Source organism: Amycolatopsis sp. La24, assembly GCF_029087445.1.
Lineage (GTDB): Bacteria > Actinomycetota > Actinomycetes > Mycobacteriales > Pseudonocardiaceae > Amycolatopsis > Amycolatopsis nivea.
Genome location: NZ_JARACH010000014.1, coordinates 74,450 through 99,031, shown reverse-complemented (window position 1 = coordinate 99,031; position 24,582 = coordinate 74,450). Strand labels below are relative to the sequence as shown.

At 68.5% G+C, this 24,582-nt stretch carries 22 protein-coding genes and 1 tRNA gene; 14 read left to right on the top strand and 9 right to left on the bottom strand.

All coding sequences use genetic code 11. The features are described 5' to 3' along the window. Positions 1 to 33 precede the first annotated feature (33 nt). A complete protein-coding gene (locus PUT80_RS16400) occupies positions 34 to 678 on the bottom strand; it encodes a GNAT family N-acetyltransferase (RefSeq protein ID WP_106961273.1) in 645 nt (214 codons plus the stop codon). Between the two features lie 182 nt (positions 679 to 860). On the opposite strand from PUT80_RS16400, the gene PUT80_RS16395 reads away from it, so the two are divergent. Together PUT80_RS16395 and PUT80_RS16390 are read left to right on the top strand one after the other, a co-directional pair. After that, positions 861 to 2,180: a PLP-dependent aminotransferase family protein gene (locus PUT80_RS16395; RefSeq protein WP_043831398.1), complete on the top strand. Its 1,320-nt coding sequence runs from the start codon at positions 861 to 863 to the stop codon at positions 2,178 to 2,180. 30 nt (positions 2,181 to 2,210) lie between these two features. Then, a complete protein-coding gene (locus PUT80_RS16390; RefSeq protein ID WP_009085339.1) occupies positions 2,211 to 3,161 on the top strand; it encodes a D-alanine--D-alanine ligase in 951 nt (316 codons plus the stop codon). Between the two features lie 131 nt (positions 3,162 to 3,292). Here the strand turns inward: PUT80_RS16390 and PUT80_RS16385 are convergent, their stop codons facing one another. From PUT80_RS16385 to rpmH, 8 genes are all read right to left on the bottom strand, one after another. Further along, the gene (locus PUT80_RS16385) at positions 3,293 to 4,303 is read right to left on the bottom strand and encodes a ParB/RepB/Spo0J family partition protein (RefSeq protein ID WP_037809127.1); all 1,011 of its coding nucleotides are present in this window, start codon (positions 4,301 to 4,303) and stop codon (positions 3,293 to 3,295) included. Then, positions 4,300 to 5,223 carry a ParA family protein gene (locus PUT80_RS16380; protein WP_037809129.1) on the bottom strand — a complete coding sequence of 308 codons (924 nt, stop codon included), beginning with the start codon at positions 5,221 to 5,223 and terminating at the stop codon, positions 4,300 to 4,302. The genes PUT80_RS16385 and PUT80_RS16380 overlap by 4 nt, the downstream gene beginning before the upstream one ends. A gap of 86 nt (positions 5,224 to 5,309) precedes the next feature. Further along, positions 5,310 to 5,990 (bottom strand): 16S rRNA (guanine(527)-N(7))-methyltransferase RsmG, encoded by a 681-nt coding sequence (gene rsmG, locus PUT80_RS16375; RefSeq protein ID WP_037809131.1) that lies wholly within the window; start codon positions 5,988 to 5,990, stop codon positions 5,310 to 5,312. 539 nt (positions 5,991 to 6,529) lie between these two features. Beyond that, positions 6,530 to 7,069 carry a R3H domain-containing nucleic acid-binding protein gene (locus PUT80_RS16370; RefSeq protein WP_037809133.1) on the bottom strand — a complete coding sequence of 180 codons (540 nt, stop codon included), beginning with the start codon at positions 7,067 to 7,069 and terminating at the stop codon, positions 6,530 to 6,532. Positions 7,070 to 7,097: 28 nt separating this feature from the next. Next, positions 7,098 to 8,255, bottom strand: a complete 1,158-nt coding sequence (gene yidC, locus PUT80_RS16365; protein ID WP_037809135.1) for a membrane protein insertase YidC — start codon at positions 8,253 to 8,255, stop codon at positions 7,098 to 7,100. Between the two features lie 4 nt (positions 8,256 to 8,259). Further along, positions 8,260 to 8,586, bottom strand: coding sequence for a membrane protein insertion efficiency factor YidD (gene yidD, locus PUT80_RS16360; RefSeq protein WP_037809137.1), 327 nt, complete (start codon positions 8,584 to 8,586; stop codon positions 8,260 to 8,262). 6 nt (positions 8,587 to 8,592) lie between these two features. Next, positions 8,593 to 9,024: a ribonuclease P protein component gene (gene rnpA, locus PUT80_RS16355; protein WP_037809139.1), complete on the bottom strand. Its 432-nt coding sequence runs from the start codon at positions 9,022 to 9,024 to the stop codon at positions 8,593 to 8,595. Between the two features lie 22 nt (positions 9,025 to 9,046). Further along, on the bottom strand, positions 9,047 to 9,190 hold the full coding sequence (rpmH, locus tag PUT80_RS16350) for a 50S ribosomal protein L34 (RefSeq protein WP_037363527.1): 144 nt from the start codon (positions 9,188 to 9,190) through the stop codon (positions 9,047 to 9,049). Between the two features lie 600 nt (positions 9,191 to 9,790). On the opposite strand from rpmH, the gene dnaA reads away from it, so the two are divergent. The 12 genes from dnaA to PUT80_RS16290 all read left to right on the top strand — a co-directional run bounded on the left by dnaA (position 9,791) and on the right by PUT80_RS16290 (position 24,578). Then, positions 9,791 to 11,473: a chromosomal replication initiator protein DnaA gene (gene dnaA, locus PUT80_RS16345; protein WP_037809141.1), complete on the top strand. Its 1,683-nt coding sequence runs from the start codon at positions 9,791 to 9,793 to the stop codon at positions 11,471 to 11,473. 910 nt (positions 11,474 to 12,383) lie between these two features. Then, a complete protein-coding gene (dnaN, locus tag PUT80_RS16340; protein WP_037809143.1) occupies positions 12,384 to 13,517 on the top strand; it encodes a DNA polymerase III subunit beta in 1,134 nt (377 codons plus the stop codon). A gap of 49 nt (positions 13,518 to 13,566) precedes the next feature. Beyond that, the gene (gnd, locus tag PUT80_RS16335; protein WP_037809145.1) at positions 13,567 to 14,457 is read left to right on the top strand and encodes a phosphogluconate dehydrogenase (NAD(+)-dependent, decarboxylating); all 891 of its coding nucleotides are present in this window, start codon (positions 13,567 to 13,569) and stop codon (positions 14,455 to 14,457) included. An 18-nt stretch (positions 14,458 to 14,475) separates the two neighbouring features. Next, positions 14,476 to 15,630, top strand: a complete 1,155-nt coding sequence (recF, locus tag PUT80_RS16330; protein WP_037809147.1) for a DNA replication/repair protein RecF — start codon at positions 14,476 to 14,478, stop codon at positions 15,628 to 15,630. A gap of 109 nt (positions 15,631 to 15,739) precedes the next feature. Beyond that, entirely contained in the window at positions 15,740 to 16,375 is a 636-nt protein-coding gene (locus tag PUT80_RS16325; protein WP_275292625.1) for a DciA family protein, read from the top strand. Positions 16,376 to 16,572: 197 nt separating this feature from the next. Beyond that, positions 16,573 to 18,540 (top strand): DNA topoisomerase (ATP-hydrolyzing) subunit B, encoded by a 1,968-nt coding sequence (gene gyrB / locus PUT80_RS16320; protein WP_037809150.1) that lies wholly within the window; start codon positions 16,573 to 16,575, stop codon positions 18,538 to 18,540. Positions 18,541 to 18,588: 48 nt separating this feature from the next. Further along, a complete protein-coding gene (gene gyrA / locus PUT80_RS16315) occupies positions 18,589 to 21,201 on the top strand; it encodes a DNA gyrase subunit A (protein ID WP_037809152.1) in 2,613 nt (870 codons plus the stop codon). A gap of 35 nt (positions 21,202 to 21,236) precedes the next feature. Beyond that, positions 21,237 to 21,887: a DUF3566 domain-containing protein gene (locus PUT80_RS16310; RefSeq protein ID WP_275292622.1), complete on the top strand. Its 651-nt coding sequence runs from the start codon at positions 21,237 to 21,239 to the stop codon at positions 21,885 to 21,887. Positions 21,888 to 21,937: 50 nt separating this feature from the next. Next, a tRNA-Ile gene (locus PUT80_RS16305) sits at positions 21,938 to 22,011 on the top strand. 89 nt (positions 22,012 to 22,100) lie between these two features. Further along, positions 22,101 to 23,480, top strand: coding sequence for a hypothetical protein (locus PUT80_RS16300; protein WP_275292620.1), 1,380 nt, complete (start codon positions 22,101 to 22,103; stop codon positions 23,478 to 23,480). Further along, positions 23,477 to 24,247 (top strand): phosphotransferase, encoded by a 771-nt coding sequence (locus tag PUT80_RS16295; protein ID WP_134664673.1) that lies wholly within the window; start codon positions 23,477 to 23,479, stop codon positions 24,245 to 24,247. The genes PUT80_RS16300 and PUT80_RS16295 overlap by 4 nt, the downstream gene beginning before the upstream one ends. Before the next feature lie 160 nt (positions 24,248 to 24,407). Beyond that, entirely contained in the window at positions 24,408 to 24,578 is a 171-nt protein-coding gene (locus PUT80_RS16290) for a DLW-39 family protein (protein WP_020663676.1), read from the top strand. Positions 24,579 to 24,582: the final 4 nt, after the last annotated feature.

Here is a 24,582-nt window from a genome sequence, read left to right as displayed (position 1 = left end):
ATTCTGGCTGACCTGCCTGGGGCACGAAGCCGGTCAGGCGCGGCCGAGGCTCGGTTCCGCGGTCGTGATCGTCACTTGGCCCAGCAGACGTTCGAGCGCCGCTTCGACGTCTTCCTTCCAGGTGATCGCCGAGCGCAGTTCCAGGCGCAGGCGCGGGTACTTCGGGTGCGGGCGCACCGTTTTGAAGCCCACGCTCTGCAGGAACGCGGCGGGGAGCACGCACGAGTGCTGGCCCAGCGGGTCCTCGTCGTCAGGGGTGGCGTCACCGAAGGATTCGATCGCGCGGACGCCGCGTTTGGTCAGGTCCTTCGCCACGGCCTGCACCAGCATCCGGCCGAGGCCGCCGCCGCGGAATTCCGGCAGGACCTGGAAGGCGGTGAGCAGGACGGCGTCGGCGCTCGGCGGCGACGTCGGGAAGGCGAGCGAACGGGGCACCGCGTTCGGCGGGGCGTAGAGCACGAACCCGACCGGCAGCGTGTCGCTGTAGACGATGCGGCCGCAGGAACCCCATTCCAGCAGCACGCTGGACACCCAGGCTTCCTTCTCGACCTCGGTGGAGCCGTACTCCTCGGCCTGCGCCTTCAGGTGCGGCGCGAGCTCCCAGTACACGCACTGCCGGCAGTTCTTGGGAAGGTGCTCGAGATTGTCCAGGGTGACGCCCACCACGCGACGTGACACCTGAAACCTCCCTGGACCCCGCAACTCCGGCCATCGCGCCCGCAAGAGCGCAGGCAGCACCGGAAGAACCACCCCGAGGATAGGCCGATGTGACAAGCGCCGGAAGAGCGGGGAGCCGGAAGAGGCCGCGGTTACACTCGATGGATCTACCAGCAGGTACCCACCGAGCCCTCAGGTGTCCGATGACCGAGAACCGCCCCGCCAAGCCGCAGACCGGCCGCCACAATCTCGACCCGCACCTCGACCGGTACGCAGCACGTACCGCCGGGATGACCGCATCCGAGATCCGCGCGCTTTTCGCAGTGGCGAGCCGGCCGGAGGTCGTCTCGCTCGCCGGCGGCATGCCGAACCTCGCCGCGCTGCCGCTCGACACCCTCTCGGCTCAGGTCGGCGAGATCATCGCCGAGGAGGGGCTCGTCGCCCTGCAGTACGGGTCCGCGCACGGGATTCCCGCGCTGCGTGACCAGATCTGCGAAATCATGGCTCTCGAGGGGATCAAGGCGCACCCCGACGACGTCGTGGTCACCGTCGGTTCCCAGATGGGCCTCGACATGGTGACCCGGCTTTTCTGCGACCCGGGTGACGTCGTGATCGCCGAAGGCCCGTCGTACGTCGGCGCGCTCGGCTCGTTTTCCGCTTACCAGGCGAACGTCGTGCACGTCGCGATGGACGAGCACGGTCTCGTGCCTGAAGGGTTGCGGGAAGCCTTGCGCCAGGCCGAAAAGGCCGGGCAGCGGGTCAAATTCCTTTACACGATCCCGAATTTCCACAACCCGGCCGGCGTGACGCTGTCGGTCGACCGGCGGCCGGAAATCGTCGAGATCTGCCGCGAGCACGGCGTGCTGATCATCGAGGACAACCCGTACGGCCTGCTCGGTTTCGACGGCCAGACCTACCCGGCGCTGCGCTCGCTCGACCCGGACAACGTCGTGTACCTCGGCTCGTTCTCGAAGACGTTCGCCTCCGGGCTGCGCGTCGGCTGGGTGCTCGCGCCGCACGCGGTGCGCGAAAAGCTCGTGCTGGCAGCGGAATCCGCGACGCTGTGCCCGCCGACTTTCAACCAGATGATCGTCTCGCGCTACCTCGCGACGCACGATTGGAAGGGCCAGATCAAGAAGTTCCGGGAGAACTACCGCGAACGCCGCGACGCGATGTTGTCGGCGCTGCAACAGTATTTGCCGCCCGGCTGCTCCTGGACCAACCCCGACGGCGGCTTTTACGTGTGGGTCACCGTGCCGGAAGGCGTTGACACGAAAGCGATGTTGCCGCGCGCGGTCACCGCTCGGGTCGCGTACGCGTCCGGCACCGGTTTCTACGCCGACGGTTTCGGCTCCCGCCAGATGCGGTTGTCGTACTGCTATCCGACGCCGGAACGCATCCGCGAGGGCGTGCGCCGGCTCGCCGCCGTGCTCGAGTCCGAAATGGACCTCAACCGCACCTTCGGTAGCGTGAAGGCGCGCACCATCCCGGGGCCCGAGACCCCGTCTCCGGACACGGTCTGACCGGCCCAGCAACACTAAGGAGTTCCCACGGTGGTCGACCGTACCGTTGCCGTGCTCGCCGGCGGGCTTTCCCACGAACGCGACGTTTCGCTCCGCTCCGGGCGCAGGCTTTCCGCCGCGCTGCGGGCCGAGGGCCTCACGGTGGAGGAGTGGGACACCGACGCCGGGCTGCTGGAACGGCTGCGCACGCAGCGTCCGGACGCGGTTGTCGTCGCCCTGCACGGCGGTGAGGGCGAGAACGGCTCGGTGCAGACCGTGCTGGAGATGCTCGACGTGCCGTTCGTCGGCACCCACTCGCAGGGCTGCCGCCGCGCCTGGGACAAGCCGACCGCGAAGGCGTTCGTGCAGCAGGCCGGGTTCTCGACGCCGGACTGGATTGTGTTGCCGCACAGCACTTTCCGCGAACTGGGCGCGCAGTCGGTGCTCGACGCGATGGTCGAGCGGCTCGGTCTGCCGCTGATCCTCAAGCCGGATCAGGGCGGGTCGGCGCTCGGCACGCAGGTGGTCCGGGAAGCGGCGGAGCTGCCCGCGGCGATGGTCGGCTGCTTCGCTTACGGCGACACCGTGCTCGCGGAACGGTTCGTAGACGGCGTTGAAGTGGCCGTCACGGTCATCGAAGGGGAGAACGGGGCCGAGGCCCTGCCCGCGGTAGAGATCGTGCCGGAGAGCGGCGTCTACGACTACACCGCGCGCTACACCGCGGGGCTCACCGACTTCTTCACCCCGGCCCGGATTTCCGACGAGGCCGCGAAGGCGGTCAGTGAACTCGCCGTCGGCGCGCACCGGTGGCTCGGGCTGCGCGACATCTCGCGCACCGACGCGGTGATCACGCCGGACGGGGGAGTCCACTTCCTCGAAGTGAACCTCTCGCCGGGTCTCACCGAAACGTCGACGGTGCCGATGGCGGTCGAAGCCGCCGGCACCACGCTCGGTTCAGTTTTCGCGGACCTCGTCGCGCGCGCCGTCGCTCGCGCGAACTGAAAACTGGCGGACGGGGGCGGGCGGCGGACTGCCGCCCCTCCCCGCGCCGATCGATTCCGGCGGCCACTCCGCGTGACCGTGGCCGCCTCGATCCGCAATCATCACCGTGACGAAACGCCCCTGGGTGATCCCTAATCGGTTTCGTCGCTCTGATTCGCCGATTTTTCCCCGGAATTCGCGTCGATGATCCCGACGATCCGCTCAAGATCGTCAACCGACCCGAACTCGAGAACGATGCGCCCCTTGCGCCGGCCGAGGTCGACCTTCACCCGGGTGTCGAACCGATCGGACAGCCGGTTCGCGAGTTCCTGCAATCCGGGCGCCTGGATCTGCTTTCGGGGAGCGGCCTTCGGCTTCGCCGGCTTCTCGCTCTTCTTCAGCGTGACGGCTTCCTCGGTGGCCCGCACCGACATGCCCTCCGCGACGATCCGCGCCGCCAGTTCCTCCTGGCTTTCCGGATCCTCCAACGACAGCAGCGCCCGCGCGTGCCCGGCGGACAGCACGCCCGCGGCCACCCGCCGCTGCACGGGGAGGGGGAGCTTGAGCAACCGGATGGTGTTCGTGATGACCGGACGGCTGCGGCCGATGCGCCCGGCCAGCTCCTCGTGCGTCACCGCGAACTCGTCGAGCAGCTGCTGATAGGCCGCCGCCTCTTCGAGCGGGTTCAGCTGCACGCGGTGGATGTTCTCCAGCAGCGCGTCCCGCAGCATCGACTCGTCGGCAGTCTGCCGCACGATCGCCGGGATCGCCTCGAGCTCCGCCTGCTGCGAGGCGCGCAGCCGGCGCTCGCCCATGACGAGTTCGTACTCGTCGTCGCCGAGTTCGCGGACGACGATCGGCTGCATGAGCCCGAACTCGCGGATCGAATGCTCGAGTTCGGCGAGTGCTTCCTCGTCGAAAACCTGGCGCGGCTGCTTCGGGTTCGGCTTGACCGAGCTGACCGGGATCTCGCGGTACACCGCGCCGGCGACCTCGCCGCTCGGCTGGCCCGCGGCACCGTTCGCCGCGAACCAGCCCTTGTCCTCGCGTACCGCTTTCTCCGCGGGCGTGCTGGCCTCGGTCGCGGCCGGAGGAGGCGTCGCCGGTCCGGTCGGGATCAGGGCCGCCAGTCCGCGGCCGAGCCCTCCTCTGCGCTCAGTCATGCGGTGCTGCTCCTCTCGTTCACACCCCGCTCGGCGATCTCCTTCGCCGCGTCGAGATAGCTCATGGCGCCACGTGAACCGGGGTCGTAGGAGAGGACGGTCTGGCCGTAGCCAGGCGCCTCGGACACCTTCACGCTGCGCGGGATGACGGTCTTCAGCACCGTTTCGCCGAAGTGGTTCCGGACCTCGTTGGTCACCTGGTCGGCCAGTTTGGTGCGACCGTCGTACATGGTGAGCAGAATCGTCGACACGCTGAGTTCGCGGTTGAGGTGCTGCTGCACGAGTTCGATGTTGCTGAGGAGCTGCCCGAGACCTTCGAGTGCGTAGTACTCGCACTGGATCGGGATGAGCACTTCCTGCGCCGCCACCATCGCGTTGACGGTGAGGAGACCGAGCGACGGCGGGCAGTCGATGAAGACGTAGTCGACGCCGATCTCGTCGAGCGCGCCGGACGACAGCGCCTCCTTGAGCCGCGTCTCGCGGTTCGCCATGGAGACGAGTTCGATCTCGGCGCCGGCGAGGTCGATCGTCGCGGGCACGCAGTAGAGGTTGGGGGACTGCTCGCTCTGCTGCGCGGCCTCGGCGATCGAGACCTCGCCAATGAGCACCTCGTAGATCGACGGCGTCCCGGAGCGGTGGTCGATGTCGAGCGCGGTGCTGGCGTTGCCCTGCGGGTCGAGGTCGATCACCAACGTTTTCAGCCCGTGCACGGCGAGCGCCGCCGCCAGGTTGACGGTGCTCGTCGTCTTGCCGACCCCGCCCTTCTGGTTGGCGACGGTGAGCACCCGGCGACGAGACGGACGGGGGAGTACCCCTTCCTTGGGGTGGAGCACGCTCGCGGCGCGAACGGCTTCTTCAGCGATCGGCGTCCAGCCCATCTCCTGGCTGGCCTCCGCGGAGTCGGACGGCGGGGGATTCACCGGTCTCGACACCTCCTCCTGGTAGACGATTCGGGGGCGTTCACACCGCGATGTTTCACGTGGAACGGCGCGGCTGTTGTCGTTCGCTAGCTCCGTCTGCCGCGTGGCCGGTTCGGCTTCGGCGGCAGGCGACGGATCAGGACCACCGTGCTGGGGACTTCGAGTACTGCCTTCCCGCATTCCGCGACCTGTGGTTCGGCCCCACCGGCCTTGCGCACCGCGTCGCGGTCACGGGAGATCTCTTCGGCGGCGCTGGCGCCTTTGAGGGCAACCAGTCGACCTTCGGGACGAACCAGGGGAAGGCACCAGCCCGCGAGCCGAGCAAGAGGGGCGACCGCGCGGGCGGTGACGACGTCTGCGCCACTCAGCTGCTCGCGTACGGACCGCTCCTCGGCGCGTCCACGGACGATGGTGATCGGGAGTTCCAGCTTCTCGGCGACCTCGGCCAACCAGTCAACCCGGCGAGCCATGGGTTCCAAGAGCACGATATCGAGGTCCGGTCGAGCGATCGCCAGCGGTACTCCCGGAAGCCCCGCGCCCGACCCGACGTCGACCACGCGCGCCTCGGACGGGATCTGCTCACCGATCACCGCGGAGTTCAGCACGTGCCGCTCCCACAGCCGGTCGACCTCACGCGGTCCGATCAACCCTCGCTCGACCCCATGAGTCGCCAGCAGCTCCACGTACCCGGCGGCTTGCTCGACGCGCTCCCCGAACACCTCCACCGCCGCGGTCCGGACCGTCCCGGTGGCGCCGTCCAAGCTCACTACTCGCACTCCTCGCTCCGCGCGTTTCACGTGAAACGCGCTCGATTGATTGTCCCTGATGCCGACGCCAAATCGAGCCGACAGACCGCAACTGTGGACAAGTCCACTCGAGTCGCCGAGCGATCCACAGGTCGTTTCACGTGAAACGCGATCGGCCGGGGGAGGAGGCGGCGAGTTTCACGTGAAACGCCACGCTTGTAATTCGCGGCGGCGTCGAGTCGGAGCGATGACGATCCTCGGGCGACGGAAGGCTCGGGCGTCACTCGTCGGGTGCAGGGGAGCCGGGCGGCGGCTGATGAACGTGACGGCAGTCGTCCTTGCCTAACCGCTGCCTAGAACATGACAGGGGGCAGGAGTGTCGCCAGCGGACGACGCGCGACGCGGCATCGCCTAGAGGCCAGGGGCTGCTCGGCGGGTTCGGCAGGCACGGTGCCGGTCGTACTCGCGGTGCCGAGAGACTGCGTCAGAAGGAAGGCATAAAAGAAGCGGCCCACCGGAGTGAATCCGGTGGGCCGCTTCCGCTCAGTGCTTCCGAGGGCTCAGTCCTCGGGGAAGATCACCACGCGCCGCTTCGGGTCCTCGCCCTCGCTCTCGCTCGTGACGCCCTTGACCGTCGCGACCGCGTCGTGGACGACCTTGCGCTCGAACGGGCTCATCGGCTGCAGGCGAACCCGCTCGCCGCTCGACAGCACCGACTCCGCGGTGGACCGGCCGAGTTCGCGGAGCTCCTCGCGGCGGTCCGCGCGCCAGCCGGCGATGTCCAGCATCAGCCGGCTGCGCGAGCCGGTCTCCTGCTGGACCGCGAGACGGGTCAGCTCCTGCAGCGCTTCGAGCACCGTGCCGCGGGGGCCGACCAGCTTTTCGAGGTCGTCGCCGCCGTCGATGCTCACGATCGCGCGGCCCGCTTCGACGTCCAGGTCGATGTCGCCGTCGTAGTCGAGCAGGTCCAGCAGGCGCTCGAGATAGTCGCCAGCGATGTCGCCCTCTTGCACGAGAGCGTCGTCACCGCCCGCCTTCGGCTCGGCCGCCGCACTCGTCTCTTCCTGATCGGCGTCGATCGTGTCGACCGTCTCCGACATCTTCAGTCTCCTCTCCGAACCCGAAGCGTCAGCGACGCTTCCGGCCCGACTTCCTGTTCGAGTCCTTGAGGAGCCCGGGCACTCCGGTGCCGTTCTCCTTCGATCCGTTCTGGGTCGACGTCTGCTCCGGCGCGCTCTCCGCCGCCTCGGCTGTCTCGGCTGCCTTCTTCGGCGAGGAAGCGACACCGCCGGACTTGCCGCTGGAGGACGAGGTCTGTGCGAAGCCGTGCGCCGAACCCGCCTTGGTCACCTTGCCCTGCTGACCCTGCTGCTGGTTCTTCTTCTGCTGCACCGGCTTCTGCCCGACCTTCGGCGCGGTCGGCTTCTGGCCCGGCTTCGGGCCGAGCGACGCGCGCTTCTCGGCCGCCTCGGCCTTGCGGGCTTCCTCTTCCTTGTCGATCTTCGTGTAGACGAGGCGCTGCTGCATGAGCGTCCAGCCGTTGTTCGCCAGCCAGTAGAAGAGCAGGCCGAGCGGGAAGAACGCACCGAAGACGAGCACACCGAGCGGGAAGACGTACATGGTGAGCTTGTTCATGATCGCGGTCTGCGCGGTGCCCGCGGCCGACGCGTTCTGCCGGGAGACCGAGTGCCGCGCGGTGAGGTGCGTGGCGATCGAGGCGATGATCATCAGCGGCAGCGCGACCGGGAGGACCTCCCAGTGCCACCCGCCGTTCGCGACGTGCCCGGCGACGGCGCCGACGCCGTTGTTGACCGCCTCGCCCAGGTTGACGCCGAAGAGCTTCGCGCTGACGTAGGAGTTCACGTCATGGGCGTTGAAGAAGTAGTTCTCGGTCTTCGGGCTGCCGTCGGCGGGCTTCATGGTGAACGCGCGCAGCACGTGGTTCAGGCCGATGAAGACCGGGATCTGAAGGATCATCGGAAGGCAGCTGCCGAGCGGGTTGACGCCGTGCTCGCGCTGGAGCTTCTGCATCTCCTGCGCCTGGCGCTGCCGGTCGTTCGCGTACTTCTTCTGGATCTTCTTCATTTCCGGCGCGAAGTCTTGCATCTTCTTCATCGACCGGACCTGGTTCACGAACGGCTTGAACATGATGCCGCGGACGGTGAACGTCAGGAAGATGATGCCGAGGATCCACGAGATCGCGGTCGCTTCCCCGAAGACGAACCCGAAGACCTTGTGCCAACACCACAAGATGAAGGACACGGGGTAGTAGATGAAATCGAGCACTGAGCTACTCCTCGATCGGTGTTTCAGGCGTGCGGTGCCGCCACGAGAACTTCTCGGGCACCGGGTCGCGGCCGGGCGGGGTCCACGGGCCGCAGCGAAGCAGCCGGCGCAGCGCGAGGTAGGAGCCCTTGGCCGCGCCGTGGCGGGTCAGTGCTTCGACTGCGTACGCGCTGCAGCTCGGGTAGAACCGGCAGGCCGGAGGAAGAAAGGGCGAAATCGCCTTGCGGTAGAACCGCACGGGGAGGAGCAGCACCCACGCGACCGGTCCAGGCCGGGGCGGCGACTCGTCCTCGGGTACTTCGGTGGTGCTGTGTTCGGAGGTGGCGTCCATAGCCGTTTACACCGCTGATCCGTGGTCGGGTGCCGTGCCCTGCTGGCGCGGCTGCCGGGGAGCATCGGCCCCGGCCGGGCGGCCGGACGGCGCGAGGCCGAGCCGGCGCAGTGCGGCGTCGAGATCCGCGGCGAGCTCAGCGCTCGACGCGGACGCGGCCGGAGGCAATGCCCGTACCACCAACGAGCTGCCCGCGGGCAGTGTTCCGAGACGCGCGGAAACCAGGTGCCGCAACCGCCGGGTCACCCGGTGGCGCACCACCGAGTTCCCGACGGCCTTGCTCACCACAAAACCCGCCCTGGCCGCGAACGAAGCGGCCACGGACGGGTCCGTGGTCAACGCGTGGACGACGAGGCGGCGCCTGCCGGCTCGGGACCCCCGGCGGAGGACGACCCGGAAGTCCTCGCTCCGCCGCAGACGTGCGCCAGCGGGCAGCACGACGCGGTCCGGCTGAGCCGGATCAGGCGGACAGCTCGGCGCGGCCCTTGCGACGGCGCGCCGCGAGGATCGCCCGGCCCGCACGGGTCCGCATGCGCAGGCGGAAACCGTGGGTCTTCGCGCGACGACGGTTGTTCGGCTGGAAGGTGCGCTTGCCCTTGCTCACTGCTTCTCCTGTGTCTCGGCCGTCGGGCGACGGCGGATTCCCCGGCGCCCGGCGTGTCGTGCGGGTCGCACGGAAGTTCGTGCTGTCTCCTACCACCGGGTGGCCTCGTCACGACGAGCGACGACATACGTAGGCACGCGAAACGCACCCGTCGCATACGGGAGACCTTACGAGGGTACGCACCCCGGTCGTGAACGCTGCAGGCGCCCCTCCGGCGCCCTCGGCGACCGACCGGCGAGACTGCCTTCCGGCACGGCGCGGCACCGAATGGCAACACGCCGTACACCGTGAAATGCTTGCGCAGCACCACGTCTTGTGGCATCGAGCAGGGCTTGTTAGCGTGCCTCTCTCGGCCTCCGGGCAGGACTGATTCGGCCTCGCCGACGCCGGGGGGTGTGGAGGTGCCCGGGGAGTACGCCGAGCCCGCAGGTCGCGTGGCTGCGGACGGCCGTACATTAGTGCACAGCTGTGGACAACTTTGTGGATATCGCTGTGCCGTCGCGCGGGTGAGTCCGGACCGCGTGCTCGAGGCGAGCTTCCAGGACGTGCTCGGGGCGGGTCGCAGGCGTGCGCGCCGACGAGGGGAGGGGAGTCAGACCGGTGTCGGAGCACCAGCACAATCTGGGCGTCATCTGGGAGCAGGTGGTGCGGGAGCTGTCCGACGGCACCCTCTCCCCGCAGCAACGAGCCTGGATGCGGGTGACCCGCCCGATCGGTCTCCTCGACGGCACCGCGCTGCTCGCCGCGCCGAGCGATTTCGCGAAGGAAGCCATCGAACGCGCGCTGCGCACCTCGATCACCGAAGCACTGTCGCGGCGGCTCGGCCGTCCGGTGTCGCTCGCGGTGAAGGTCGACAGCACCGAACCGGTCGCGCCCGCCCCCCGCTATGCGGCGTCACCCGCCCGGGTGGAAAACGATGTCCCGCGGCCGGAGCCGGTGCCGCAGGCGAGCCCGCACCTGGAGAACGGCCAGGCCGACCACGTGCGCCCGGAGCGCCCGAAGCCGAAACCGCCGCCGCGCCGGCCTCAGGTCGAAGCGGCCGGTCTTCCGCCGGCCCGGGTCGACCCGCCGCCGCCACCGCCTCCTCAGCAGCCGCTGCACCCCGTCCTCGACGACCTCGAGGACCCGGACGAAGAAGTCGACGAAGAGGGCGAAGCGCTGGCGACCGCGAACGAGATCTGGCCCCGGTTCGCCGGGCAGCCGATCGCGGGCCAGCCCTACACCGCTCCCGCGCAGCCGCAGACGTCGAAGACGAAGCTGAACGAGAAGTACAACTTCGACACCTTCGTCATCGGCGCGTCCAACCGCTTCGCGCACGCCGCCGCGGTCGCCGTCGCCGAGGCGCCCGCCCGCGCGTACAACCCGCTGTTCATCTGGGGCGAGTCCGGGCTCGGCAAGACGCACCTGCTGCACGCGGTCGGGCACTACGCCCAGCGGCTGTTCCCCGGCATGCGCGTGCGCTACGTCTCGACCGAAGAGTTCACGAACGACTTCATCAACTCGCTGCGCGATGACCGCAAGGTCGCGTTTCAGCGCCGCTACCGCGACGTCGACATCCTGCTGGTGGACGACATCCAGTTCCTGGAGGGCAAGGAAGGAACCCAGGAGGAGTTCTTCCACACCTTCAACACGCTGCACAACCAGAACAAGCAGATCGTCGTCAGCTCCGACCGGCCGCCCAAGCGGCTGGAAACCCTGGAGGACCGGCTGCGGACGCGGTTCGAATGGGGCCTGATCACCGACATCCAGCCGCCTGAGCTGGAGACCCGGATCGCGATCCTGCGCAAGAAGGCCGCTCAGGACCGGCTCGCGGTGCCCGGCGAGGTGCTGGAGTTCATCGCGTCGCGGGTCGAGGCGAACATCCGCGAACTGGAGGGCGCGCTGATCCGCGTCACCGCGTTCGCGTCGCTGAACCAGCAGCCGGTGGAAGTCGGGCTCGCCGAGATCGTGCTGCGCGACCTGATCCCGGATTCGCACACGCCGGAGATCACCGCGCCGACCATCATGGGCGTCACCGCCGAGTTCTTCGACGTGACGCTCGACGAGCTGTGCGGGCCCGGCAAGACGAAGGCGCTCGCCACAGCGCGGCAGATCGCGATGTACCTCTGCCGCGAGCTGACCGAGATGTCGCTGCCGAAGATCGGCCAGACGTTCGGCGGCCGCGACCACACGACCGTCATGCACGCGGACAAGAAGATCCGCAAGGAGATGGCAGAGCGCCGGCGGATTTACGACCAGGTGCAGGAGCTCACCTCGCGCATCAAGCAGCGCGCTCGGCAGTAGCCGACTGCCGCTTTTGGACACTCGCTTGTAGACAGTCTGGTTTCGACGATAAGGGCACCACGGACCACCCGTGGTGCCCTTTTTGCTGCCATGACTGGCTTCTCGCGCGTACGCAGCCGAAGCGTGCGTACGGATAAGCAGCGGAGCGAAGCACGCGTACGCATCCACAGACGTCCACAGCCTGTGTACAGAGAATTTCCCAAACTCATTGATACACAAGGGGTTTTCCCCAGGGTGTGTGCAGTTTGCCCACAGTGCCAACGAATCCCAGACCTGCGGCGACCCGGATTTGATCCACATCCCGTTCACGCCGGATCCACAGGTTGTCCCCAGGGTTGTCCACGCGGATTCCCCAGGTTGCCCACAGGTCATCCACAACTGTGGGTCGTCACTCACCAGGGCGATCCCGGCCGCTTCGGCTGCCCCCAGAGCCTGGGTACAACTCGGTCCCAACCTGGGGACAACCGTGGGGATAACTGGGGACAACTGTGGATGAATCCGGGACGGCTCGAAACCATCCACGGATCGCCCGAACCATCCACCGATCCGCCACCAGGGCTGCCCACAGGCCGACGCACGCCACGACCAGCGCGAACGAGCGCTGTCCACACAATCCACAGCCCCTATTACTGCTACTGGTTTTTCATCTCTTCTAAGAAAGAACAGAACAAAAACAGGCGGAGGACGAAACTGGGGACAAGCCGAGATTCGTGTCGTCTTGTCGACAAAGTGAAGGGGAGGCCGAGGTGACGGCACCCCCGGCGACGGCCTAACGTGGATGTCTGCAGCTGGTCCGTTCCCGCGCGGGGCGGACCGGACCGGCGGGGACCCGGTCGCGCGCGGTGCTCACGACTGGCGCCCGGCGACCCCTTCACGAGCCGAGGGGCTCGGCTGTCGAAAGGAAGCGCGCATGAAGATCCGCGTCGAGCGCGACGGGCTCGCCGACGCCGTCGCGTGGGTGGCCAGAAGCCTCCCCTCCCGGCCTCCGGTGCCGGTGCTGGGCGGTGTTCTCCTCGACGCGGGCGCGGACGGGGAGTCCGACGCGCTCACGGTCTCCGGCTTCGACTACGAGGTCTCGGCCACGGTCGGCGTGCCCGCGACCATCGCCGACGGCGGACGGCTGCTCGTCTCCGGCCGCCTCCTCGCCGACATCACCAAGGCGCTCCCCGCGCAGCCGGTGGAGATCTCCGTCGACGGCGCCCGCGCCACCATCACGTGCGGCAGCGCCCGGTTCAGCCTCCCGACCATGCCGGTCGAGGACTATCCGCAGCTGCCGTCCCAGCCCGCGCACGCGGGCGAGCTCACCGGCGACGTCTTCGGCCAGGCGGTCACCCAGGTCGCCACCGCGGCGGGCAAGGACGACACGCTCCCCATGCTCACCGGCATGCGGCTGGAGATCTCCGGCGAGACGCTCACCCTCGTCGCCACCGACCGGTTCCGGCTCGCCATGCGCGAGTTCACCTGGAAGCCCGCCGAGGGCCTGTCCGACGCCGCGGTGCTCGTCCCGGCGCGCACGCTCGCCGAGGCGGCCAAGACGCTCGGCGGCGCGGGCACCACCGTGCAGCTCGCGCTCGCTTCCGGCGACGGTCTGCTCGGCCTGTCCGGGGCCGGCCGCTACACGACCACCCGGCTGCTCGACGCCGAGTTCCCGCCGTACCGCCAGCTGCTGCCCGCGAACCACACCTCGCGCGCGGTCATCGAGGTCAGCGCGCTCACCGAGTCGATCAAGCGCGTGTCGCTGGTCGCCGAGCGCGGCACCCAGGTGCGGCTCGAATTCGGCGACGGCTCCCTGCGGCTGTCCGCGGGCGGCGACGACGAGGGCAGCGCCGAGGAAGAACTCCAGGTCGACTACGAGGGCGAGCCGGTCACCATCGCGTTCAACCCCGGCTACCTCGTCGACGGCCTCGGCGCGCTGCACAGCGACCGGGCCGAGCTGACGTTCACCACGCCCAACCGCCCGGCGCTGATCAAGCCAGCCGACGCCGAGGGCAACGTCGTCCCCGGGTATCTGTACCTGCTCATGCCGGTCCGGCTGCCGGGCTGAGCGGCGCGCGTCCAACCGAGGAAAACCGATCCAATCCAAAGGGGATCTCATGGTTCAGCTGGGTCTCGTCGGCCTGGGCAAGATGGGCTTCAACATGCGCGAGCGGCTGCGTGCCGCCGGGCACGAGGTGGTCGGCTACGACCGCAACCAGGACGTCAGCGACTCGACCTCGCTCGAAGACCTGGTGTCCAAGCTGTCCGGTCCCCGGATCGTGTGGATCATGGTCCCGGCGGGCGAGCCGACCCGGCAGACCGTGACCGAACTCGGGCAGCTGCTGTCCGAGGGCGACCTGGTGATCGACGGCGGGAACTCGAAGTTCACCGACGACAAGCTGAACGCTGATCTGCTCGCCGCGCACGGTGTCGGCTACCTCGACTGCGGCGTCTCCGGCGGCGTGTGGGGCAAGGACAACGGCTACGGCCTGATGGTCGGCGGCGCGGCGTCGGACGTCCAGCGCGCGATGCCGATCTTCGACGCGCTCCGTCCGGAGGGCCCGCGCGAGGAAGGCTTCTCGCACGCCGGCTCGGTCGGTGCCGGGCACTACGCGAAGATGATCCACAACGGCATCGAGTACGGCATCATGCAGGCCTACGCCGAGGGCTTCGAGCTGCTCGAAGCCGCGAAGACCGTCGACGACGTGCCCGCCGTGATCAAGGGCTGGCAGCGCGGCACCGTGGTCCGCTCCTGGCTGCTCGACCTGCTGGTGCGCGCGCTGGACGAGGACCCGGACCTGGACGACCTCGAAGGCTACGTCGAGGACTCCGGCGAAGGCCGCTGGACGCTGGAGGAAGCGGTCAACAACGCGGTGCCCGCGCCGGTGCTGTCGGCCGCGCTGTTCGCCCGGTTCTCCTCCCGGCAGAAGGACTCCGCCGCGATGCGTGCCGTCGCCGCGCTGCGCAACCAGTTCGGCGGCCACGCTGTGAAGAAGGCCGGGAGCTAGCTCCCGCGGTCCCCGCCCGTGTATCTGCGACATCTCCAGGTCACCGACTTCCGGTCCTGGCCGCTGGCCGACCTCGCCCTCGAACCGGGGCCGGTCGTGCTCGTCGGCCAGAACGGCCGGGGGAAGACGAACCTGCTCGAAGCGATCGGCTACGTGGCGACCCTCGGTTCGCACCGGGTCGCCACGGACGCCCCGCTCGTCCGGCACGGCTGTGAGCGCGCGCTCGTCCGGGTCGCGGTCGTCAACGAAGACCGCGAGCTGACGGTCGAACTCGAGATCACGCCCGGCCGCGCCAACCGTGCGCGCGTGAACCGCGGCGCGGTCGGCAAGCCGCGCGACGTGCTCGGCATTCTGCGTACGGTGCTGTTCTCTCCGGAGGACCTCTCGCTGGTGCGCGGCGATCCGAGCGAACGCCGTCGGTTCATGGACGAACTGCTCGTGCTTCGCGCGCCTCGGTACGCAGGCGTGCGCGCGGACTACGAGAAGGTGCTTAAGCAGCGCAACGCGCTTCTCAAGACCGCGGGCAAACGTCGTACTGGTCGCGAAGACCCGTACGCGCTGTCGACGCTCGACGTCTGGGACGACCATCTTTCAGTGGCTGGCGCGCAGCTGCTGGCGGCACGGCTGAACCTCATCGCGGACCTCGCGCCGTACACGGCCGACGCCTATATGGGGGTCGCGCCCGACTCTCGCCCGGCGAAGATCGCGTACAAGTCTTCGCTCGGCGAAGCGCTTCCGCCGTCGTACGGAGTGCCTGGCGGAGAGCGTGCCGAGGCAGAGGTACTGCGCGAGCTGTTGCTGAAGGCGCTGGCGGACACGCGGCGGCAGGAATTGGAGCGAGGGATCAGCCTGGTCGGCCCGCATCGGGACGAACTGGAGCTGATTCTCGGCGAAGCGCCGGCGAAGGGGTACGCGAGCCACGGCGAGTCGTGGTCGTTCGCGCTCGCGTTGCGGCTCGGAAGTTACGAACTTCTGCGCGCCGAAGCGGGCGAACCGGTCTTGTTGCTGGACGATGTGTTTGCCGAACTCGACCGCAAGCGCCGGGCGCGGCTGGCCGAGGTCTCCGCGAGCGCCGAGCAGGTGCTCATCACCGCGGCGGTGGCCGAGGACGTGCCCGAGGAGCTCGCCGGTGCGAGGTTCACGGTGGCCGACGGGGAGGTGAACCGTGCCTGAACAGCCACGACGACCACGCGGGGTGACCGGGGTCACGCGGGTTGCCCACCGATCTGGGGACAAACCTGTGGACAGTGTGGATAAACCCGGAGCCGCGTTATCGCCGCGAGTGACGAACCGGCCGGATGGCGGTCTTGACACCCCGGGAGCGGACGACACTTCCGGAAATCCCGCGCGTGGCGCGACTGAGCGTGACAGTTCCACTGGGCCGAACGAGACGGCCGCTGGGGACAAACCGAGCGGCCGCGACCTCGCGCACGCCGCGCTCGAAGCGGCGAAGGCGAAAGCCCGCGAACGCGGAGCCCCGCCGAACCTCCGGCGCGGCCGGATCAACGGGGGCGGCGGGCAGAACCGGGCACGGCGGCGCTGGTCCGGTCCCGGCGCGGATCCGCGCGACCCGCAGCCGCTCGGCAGGCTCGTCTCGCGGCTGATCTCCGACAGCGGCTGGCAGGACACGATGACGAACGCGCGCGTGTTCGGGCAGTGGGCCCGGCTCGTGGGCGAGGACGTCGCCGAACACGCCCAGCCGGTCGCGCTGAAAGACGGCGAGCTGACCGTCCGCGCGAGTTCCACCGCGTGGGCGACGCAGTTGCGGTTGCTGCAGGGCAAATTGCTGGCGAAGATCGCCGCGGGCGTCGGGAACGGCGTGGTCAAGCGGATGCGGATCCAGGGTCCGACTGCTCCGAGCTGGCGGAAAGGGCCCCGGCACGTGCCTGGTCGCGGGCCGCGTGACACGTACGGCTGACGGGGGTTGCGCTCCGGCGGATGAGTTCCCCGAGAACCGGGCCGCGCAGCTTCGGATACGAGATGACTCAACTGAGGGTGATTTCGTCCCTCTGCGACCGGCTGAGGGGTGTCCTAGCCGCATGTGAGCGCGTGCGGGCAAGTACACTGTTGTAGTAGCGGGCGTCCGCTCGGGCGAGACGAGGAGAAACAACGCCGGTGACCGAGAACAAGAGCGAGTACAACGCGTCGTCCATCACCGTGCTCGAAGGCCTCGAAGCAGTTCGCAAGCGCCCCGGCATGTACATCGGTTCCACCGGTGAGCGCGGCCTCCACCACCTGGTCCAGGAGGTGGTGGACAACTCCGTGGACGAGGCGATGGCGGGGTACGCCACCAAGGTCGAGGTTACCCTGCTCGCGGACGGCGGGGTGCGCGTCGTCGACGACGGCCGCGGCATCCCGGTCGACATGCACCCCAAGGAGAAGAAGCCGACCCTCGAGGTCGTGCTGACCATCCTGCACGCGGGCGGCAAGTTCGACAGCGACTCCTACGCGGTGTCCGGCGGTCTGCACGGCGTCGGCGTCTCCGTGGTGAACGCGCTGTCGACGAAGCTGCTCGCCGAGATCAAGGTGAACGGGCGCAGCTGGCGCCAGGAGTACACCAACCAGGTCCCCGGTCCGCTCGAGGACCTCGGCCCGGCCAGCGACACCGGCACCACCATCACCTTCTGGGCCGACGGCAGCATCTTCGAGACCACCACCTACAACTTCGAGACCATCTCGCGCCGCCTGCAGGAGATGGCGTTCCTCAACAAGGGCCTCACCCTGTCGCTGCGCGACGAGCGCGTCGCCGACGAGGAGACCGAAGAGGACGCCGCGGGCAAGCAGGCCAGGGTCAAGGAAGTCGTCTACTGCTACCCGGGCGGGCTCGAGGACTTCGTCAAGCACATCAACGGCAGCAAGGACCCGATCCACGAGAGCGTCATCTCCTTCGACGCCAAGGGCGCCGGCCTCGAGGTCGAGGTCGCGATGCAGTGGAACACCGGGTTCACGCCGTCGGTGTACACCTTCGCCAACACGATCAACACGCACGAGGGCGGCACGCACGAAGAGGGCTTCCGCGCCGCGCTCACCCGCGTGGTCAACGCGTACGCGCGCGACAAGAAGCTGCTCAAGGAGAAGGACGCGAACCTGACCGGCGACGACGTGCGCGAGGGTCTCGCCGCGATCGTGTCGATCAAGCTGTCCGAACCGCAGTTCGAGGGCCAGACCAAGACCAAGCTGGGCAACAGCGAGGCCAAGACGTTCGTGCAGCAGCAGTCGAACGAATGGCTCGGCGACTGGTTCGAGCGCAACCCGAGCGAAGCCAAGACGATCATCAACAAGTCGATCTCGTCGGCGCAGGCCCGGCTCGCCGCCCGCAAGGCGCGCGACCTGGTGCGGCGCAAGGGCGCGCTGGAGATCGGCGGTCTGCCGGGCAAGCTCAAGGACTGCCGTTCGAACGACCCCGGCGAGTGCGAGCTCTACATCGTGGAGGGCGACTCGGCCGGCGGTTCGGCCAAGGAAGGCCGCGACTCGATGTACCAGGCGATCCTGCCGATCCGGGGCAAGATCATCAACGTCGAGAAGGCCCGCATCGACCGCGTCCTCAAGAACACCGAGGTCCAGTCGCTGATCACCGCGCTCGGCACCGGCATCCACGACGATTTCGACATCTCGAAGCTGCGGTACCACAAGATCGTGCTGATGGCCGACGCCGACGTCGACGGCCAGCACATCACCACGCTGCTGCTCACCCTGCTGTTCCGGTTCATGACGCCGCTGATCGAGCACGGCCACGTGTTCCTGTCGCGGCCGCCGCTGTACAAGATCAAGTGGCCGCGGTCGGAGCCGGAGTACGCGTACTCCGACAAGGAACGCGACGCGGTCATCCAGGCCGGCGTCGAGGCGGGCCGCCGTCTTCCGAAGGACGACGCGATCCAGCGGTACAAGGGTCTCGGCGAGATGAACGCCGAGGAGCTGTGGGAGACCACGATGGACCCGGCGAACCGGCTGCTCGGGCAGGTCACCCTCGACGACGCCGCACAGGCCGACGAACTGTTCTCCGTGCTGATGGGCGAGGACGTGGAAGCCCGCCGTTCGTTCATCACGCGCAACGCCAAGGACGTGCGCTTCCTGGACGTGTAGGCGTCCCCTTCTCACCCGCTTCCCAGGACTGCTCACAAGAAGGACCCCATGACGGAAACCTTGCCGCCGGAACACGACCGGATCGAGCCGGTCGACATCCAGCAGGAGATGCAGCGCTCCTACATCGACTACGCGATGAGCGTCATCGTGTCGCGGGCGCTGCCGGACGTGCGCGACGGCCTCAAGCCGGTGGCGCGCCGGATCCTGTACTCGATGTTCGACTCCGGGTTCCGCCCGGACCGCGGGTACAACAAGTGCTCCCGCGTCGTCGGCGACGTCATGGGCAACTACCACCCGCACGGCGACTCGGCGATCTACGACGCGCTGGTGCGGCTCGCCCAGCCGTGGTCGCTGCGCTATCCGCTGATCGACGGCCAGGGCAACTTCGGCTCGTCGGGCAACGACCCCGCGGCCGCGATGCGGTACACCGAGTCCCGGCTCGCGCCGCTCGCGATGCAGATGCTCGCGGACATCGAAGAGGACACCGTCGATTTCCGCGACAACTACGACGGGCGTACCCAGGAGCCCGACGTTTTGCCGTCGCGGTTCCCGAACCTGCTGGTCAACGGCGGTTCCGGGATCGCGGTCGGGATGGCGACGAACATCCCGCCGCACAACCTGCGCGAGGTGTCCGAAGGCGTCGTGTGGGCGCTGGAGAACCCGGAAGCGACCGACGACGAACTGCTGGCCGCGCTGCTCGTGCGGATCAAGGGCCCGGACTTCCCGACCAAGGCGATGATCCTCGGCACCTCCGGCATCGAGGACGCCTACCGCACCGGTCGCGGTTCGATCCGGATGCGCGCGGTCGTCGAGGTCGAGGAGGACGCGAAGGGCCGCACCATCCTGGTCGTGTCCGAGCTGCCGTATCAGGTGAACCCGGACAACCTGGTGGAGAACATCGCCCACCTGGTGCGCGACGGCAAGATCACCGGCATCGCGGACATCGCGGACGAGTCCAACAGCCGTTCCGGCATGCGGATCGTCATCACGATCAAGCGCGACGCGGTGGCGAAGGTCGTGCTGAACAACCTGTTCAAGCACACCCAGCTGCAGCAGAACTTCGGCGTGAACATGCTGGCGCTGGTCGACGACGTGCCGCGCACGCTGCGGCTCGACCAGATCATCCGGCACTACGTGAAGCACCAGGTCGACGTGATCGTGCGGCGGACCCGGTACCGGCTGCGCAAGGCCGAGGAACGGGCCCACATCCTGCGCGGTCTGGTCAAGGCGCTCGACATGCTGGACGAGGTGATCGCCCTGATCCGGCGGTCGCCCTCGGCCGACGAGGCCCGGCCGGGCCTGATGTCGCTGCTCGAGATCGACGAGATCCAGGCGACCGCGATCCTGGACATGCAGCTGCGCAGGCTGGCCGCGCTGGAGCGGCAGCGGATCATCGACACCCTGGCCGAGATCGAGCTGGAGATCGCCGACCTCAAGGACATCCTCGCGAAGCCGGAGCGGCAGCGGTCGATCATCCGCGACGAGCTGATGGAGATCGTCGACAAGTACGGCGACGACCGGCGCACGCAGATCATCCCGTTCGACGGCGACGTGTCGGTCGAGGACCTGATCGCGCAGGAAGACGTCGTCGTCACCATCACCCGCACGGGCTACGCCAAGCGGACGAAAACCGATCTGTACCGGTCGCAGAAGCGCGGCGGCAAGGGCGTGCAGGGCGCGACGCTGAAGCAGGACGACATCGTCCAGCACTTCTTCGTGTGCTCCACGCACGACTGGATCCTGTTCTTCACGAACAAGGGCCGGGTGTACCGGGCGAAGGCCTACGACCTGCCCGAGGCCAACCGCAACGCGCGCGGCCAGCACGTGGCGAACCTGCTCGCGTTCCAGCCGGACGAGCAGATCGCCCAGGTCATCGAGATCCCGAACTACGAGGTCGCGCCGTACCTGGTGCTCGCCACGCAGCGCGGCCTGGTGAAGAAGACGAAGCTCACCGACTTCGACTCCAACCGCGCGGGCGGGCTCATCGCGATCAACCTGCGCGAGGGTGACGAGCTGATGGGCGCGGTGCTGGCCGCGGCCGAGGACGACCTGCTGCTGGTGTCGGCGGGCGGCCAGTCGATCCGCTTCCACGCCACCGACGAGGCGCTGCGCCCGATGGGACGGCCGACCTCGGGCGTGCTGGGCATGCGGTTCAACGAGGGTGACGAGCTGCTCGGCATCAGCGTGGTCAAACCGGACAAGTTCCTGCTGGTCGCCACGGACGGCGCGTATGCGAAGCGGACGCCGATCGAGGACTATCCGGTACAGGGCCGCGGCGGCAAGGGCGTGCTCACCATTCAGCACGACAGCAAACGTGGCAGGCTGGTGGGGGCACTCATCGTCGACGAGGACGACGAGCTGTTCGCCATCACGTCCAGCGGCGGGGTCATCCGCACGCCGGCGCGGGACGTGCGCAAGGCGGGCAGGCAGACCAAGGGCGTTCGGCTGATGAACCTGGGTGACGGAACCACTCTTCTCGCGGTCGCACGCAACGCGGACGAGGGTTCGGACGTCGCCAATGGTGGCGAGGACTCCGCCGAGGAAGCTCCCGAGATTTCGGGGACTCCGGAAGACTCGGCCTCCGAGACGGTTTCGGAGGACGCGGCGGAGGCTACGCCAGAGGAGCCCACAGCAGAAGACGGCACGGCGCCGGAGCAGTGATCGGCGCCCCACGCACGGGTAAGGACTGACTCAACGTGGCACCATCCGACAAGGCCGACGACGCGTCGGCCAACCCGCCCTGGCAGCGCACCGCCAAGGACGGCGGCGGCGACTCCGAGGCCATGGCCACGGCGCGGATCGCGACCGAGGACGTGCCCACCGCGGCTTCCGAGCCGGCCGCGCCCGAGAACGACTACCCGGTGACCGGCTCGGCGGCGCCCCGGCTCTTCGGAGGCGAGGCGCCACCGCCGGCGGCGGACGTGCCGGCCGCGGGCCGCACCCGGCCGACGCCGAGCGCGCTGCGCCGCCCCGGCCGGGGCCCGCGGCGGGCGAGCCTGCAGATCAAGCGGTTCGACCCGTGGTCGGTGCTGAAGCTGGCACTGGTGCTCGGCGTCGCGATGTTCTTCGTCTGGCTGGTCGCGGTCGGCGTGCTCTACACGGTGCTCGACGGCATGGGCGTGTGGGACAAGCTGAACGGCACGTACTCGTCCCTGGTCGGCGGCGAGGGCGCGAACGCGTCCGCGGAACCGCTGATCAGCGCCGGTCGCGTGTTCGGCATCGCGGCCATCCTCGGGGCGATCAACATCGTGCTGGTGTCCGCGCTGGCCACGGTGAGCGCCTTCATTTACAACGTGTCGGCGGACCTCGCGGGCGGCCTGGAGGTCACGCTCTCGGAGCGAGAGTAACCCGGTTGCAAGGGCGGATGGGGAGTCCGGTAGAGTTCTCCTCGTTCGACGGGCCCATAGCTCAGGCGGTTAGAGCGCTTCGCTGATAACGAAGAGGTCCCAGGTTCAAGTCCTGGTGGGCCCACATTTCCGGAAGGCCGGTTCGCAGTCGCGGACCGGCCTTTCTGGTATTTCGGATGACTGCCCGGCGGGGTTCTCGCCAGAATCAGCGGCATGCAGACTCCCGCGCAGATCCGTGCGCAGCTGAGCCTCGGCCGTGATCAGTCTGGTCTGGCCGAAACCGAGGCATGGCTCGCGTCGGCGACTGCGCGCGAGCTGCTGCGGATCGACCACTACGCCCGCCAGGCTCGTTATCCGGTGCCGCTGCTGGGACGGGCAAGCAGCTGGAAGCTGAAGAATGCCGCCCCGGTGGTCGCGGTGCTGGCTTCGATGCATCCCGACGGTCGTCTTCGCGAGCAGGCCGTTCGCGTGTTGTGCGGGTTGGCTGGTGCGTTGAGCGACCGGGCGTTGGCGATCCGGGTTGCCGATCACGTCGAGGTTGTCCGCGAGGTTGCCGAAGAAGAGGTGCTGCGGCGTACGACGTTGGCGCAAGCGGAGCGGATCGTGCCGCTGGTGCAGCGGATTTCGCAGCGCGGTCGGGGTTCGGAGGTGCATGCGCGCTATCTGCAGGCGCTGGTCGACGCGCATGGCGAGGCGTCGGTGTGGGCGTGCTTGCGAAGTTCCGCGGACGTCGACGTACGGCGGACCGCGTTCCGGCACAGTTTTGAGACCGGATTGCTCGGCTCGGTGGACGCGGTCCGGTTGCTTCCTCGGGAACGGGACCAGGGCGTTCGTCGGAAGTTGATCCAGGTGATTGCCGAGACGGCGACGCCGGAGGTTATCGCCGAGACGTTGCTTCGCGGCCGGTCCGCGGAAAGCCGGGTGCTGGGGTTGGTGAAGCTGACCGCGGCGCAGCTCGATCCCGTTGCGGTGGAACAACTTCTGCTCGACCGGTCGGTGCTGGTTCGGTTGTGGGCGCGGTTGCGCTGGCAGGAAATGGGCCGGGATGCGGGCGAGGTTTATGCCGCGGTCGCGCGTTCTGCTGCCAAGCCGGCAGTGCGGGCTCGTGCGTATGCCGGGCTCGCGGAAAACGGGGCTGAGTTTGACCGGGCGGAGGTTGTCGAGCTCGCGCAGAGCGCGGATTTGGCGTTGAAGAAAACCGGATTGTCGTTGCTGCGCGGCAAAGTTGTCGCTGCGGACGTGCCTTGGCTGCTGCGGGAGATGACCGGGGAGGACTCACGGGTGGCCCGGCTGGCGGGAGACGTGCTGAGCGGCAGTCCGCAATTGTGGTCGTTGGCGGACCTGGGTGTGCTGAAGGATTCCGCAGACGTCGTGGTTCAGCGTCGGGGATGGTGGCTGCATCGCAGTCTCGGCGGTTGGGAGGCGGTGATAGTCGACCTGGAGTCCGGAGCGTTCCGGGATCGGCTGGAGCTGCCGATGTATGTTCGGCCGACTGCCGTGCAGCAGCAACGGATCGCGGACCTGCTCGGCACGCTTTCCCTTGGCCTCGATCAGGTTTCGGGGATCGCGTTCGCGGCTGGGCTTCCGCGGTGAGCGGCGAGGAACTGGGCGAGGGCTGGGACAGCGTCGCGACGCTCGTTGACGGGCGGTGGGTCGAGCGACGGCCCAAACGGGACGAGGTGCGCGCGTGGCTGCTGCGCGAGACGCGGGTGCTGCCCTGGCTGGCTCCGCAGTTGCCGTTGACGGTGCCGATTCCGTTGGTGTGGCGGGAAAATCCGTTGGTGATCCGGCATGAACTGGTGCCGGGCGAGCCGGGCGAACTGACCGCTGACGACGGTCGGGTGCTCGGCCGGTTCCTCCGCGCTTTGCACAGCGCGGACGTCGCCAAGGCGCGTGAACTCGGTGCCGCGACGGAAGTACTGGCGCTGGACGCGGTCCCGCCGTTGCTCGGTCCGCTCGCTGATCGCGGGTGGGCGCTGCTGGCGGAAGTCCGGGGTTATCCAGCAAACACCGTCATCCATGCCGACCTGGGACCGGAGCATGTGCTGAAGCAGGACGGCCGGGTGAGCGGGGTGATCGACTGGACCGACGTGTCTGTCGGCGACCCCGCGCGGGACCTGGCGTGGCTGCTGCACGGGACCTCGGCGGAGTGCGTCGCGGGGTTCTCCGCGGAGTACGAGGTCACGCCGGAACTGCGCCGGCGCGCTGGGGCGTGGAACCGGCTGGGGCCGTGGTACGAGGTGACGTACGGGCTGGAGAACGACCGGCCTGACCTGGTCGAATCGGGCCTCGCCGGCACCCGCGCGCGGCTCGCGGAGACGAGTCAGCCCTGCCGGGAAGAGAAGGACCGGCAGGGCTGAGTTGTGCGTGGCCGCTGGGACCGCCTGTTTCAACGGACCGCTCACTCCGGATATTCCCCGGTGTTCCACGTGGAACGAGCGAGACGGAACCGCTGGACGGGACGCGCGGCGGGTCCGGTAGCATCGTGGGGTAGCGCAAGCACTCAGAAGGGGGCTTCAGGTGAAGAAGCTGTTGGCACTCGCGGTCGTCGCGGGCGGCGTCCTGTTCGTCGTCAAGCGCAACAAGGCGGCCAAGGCCGAGGCTGACCTGTGGCGGGAAGCCACCACGCCTGCCGCCCCGTCGGCGAACGGCAGCGCGCCGGCCAAGGCCGCGGACGCGTCGCGCAACTGACGTA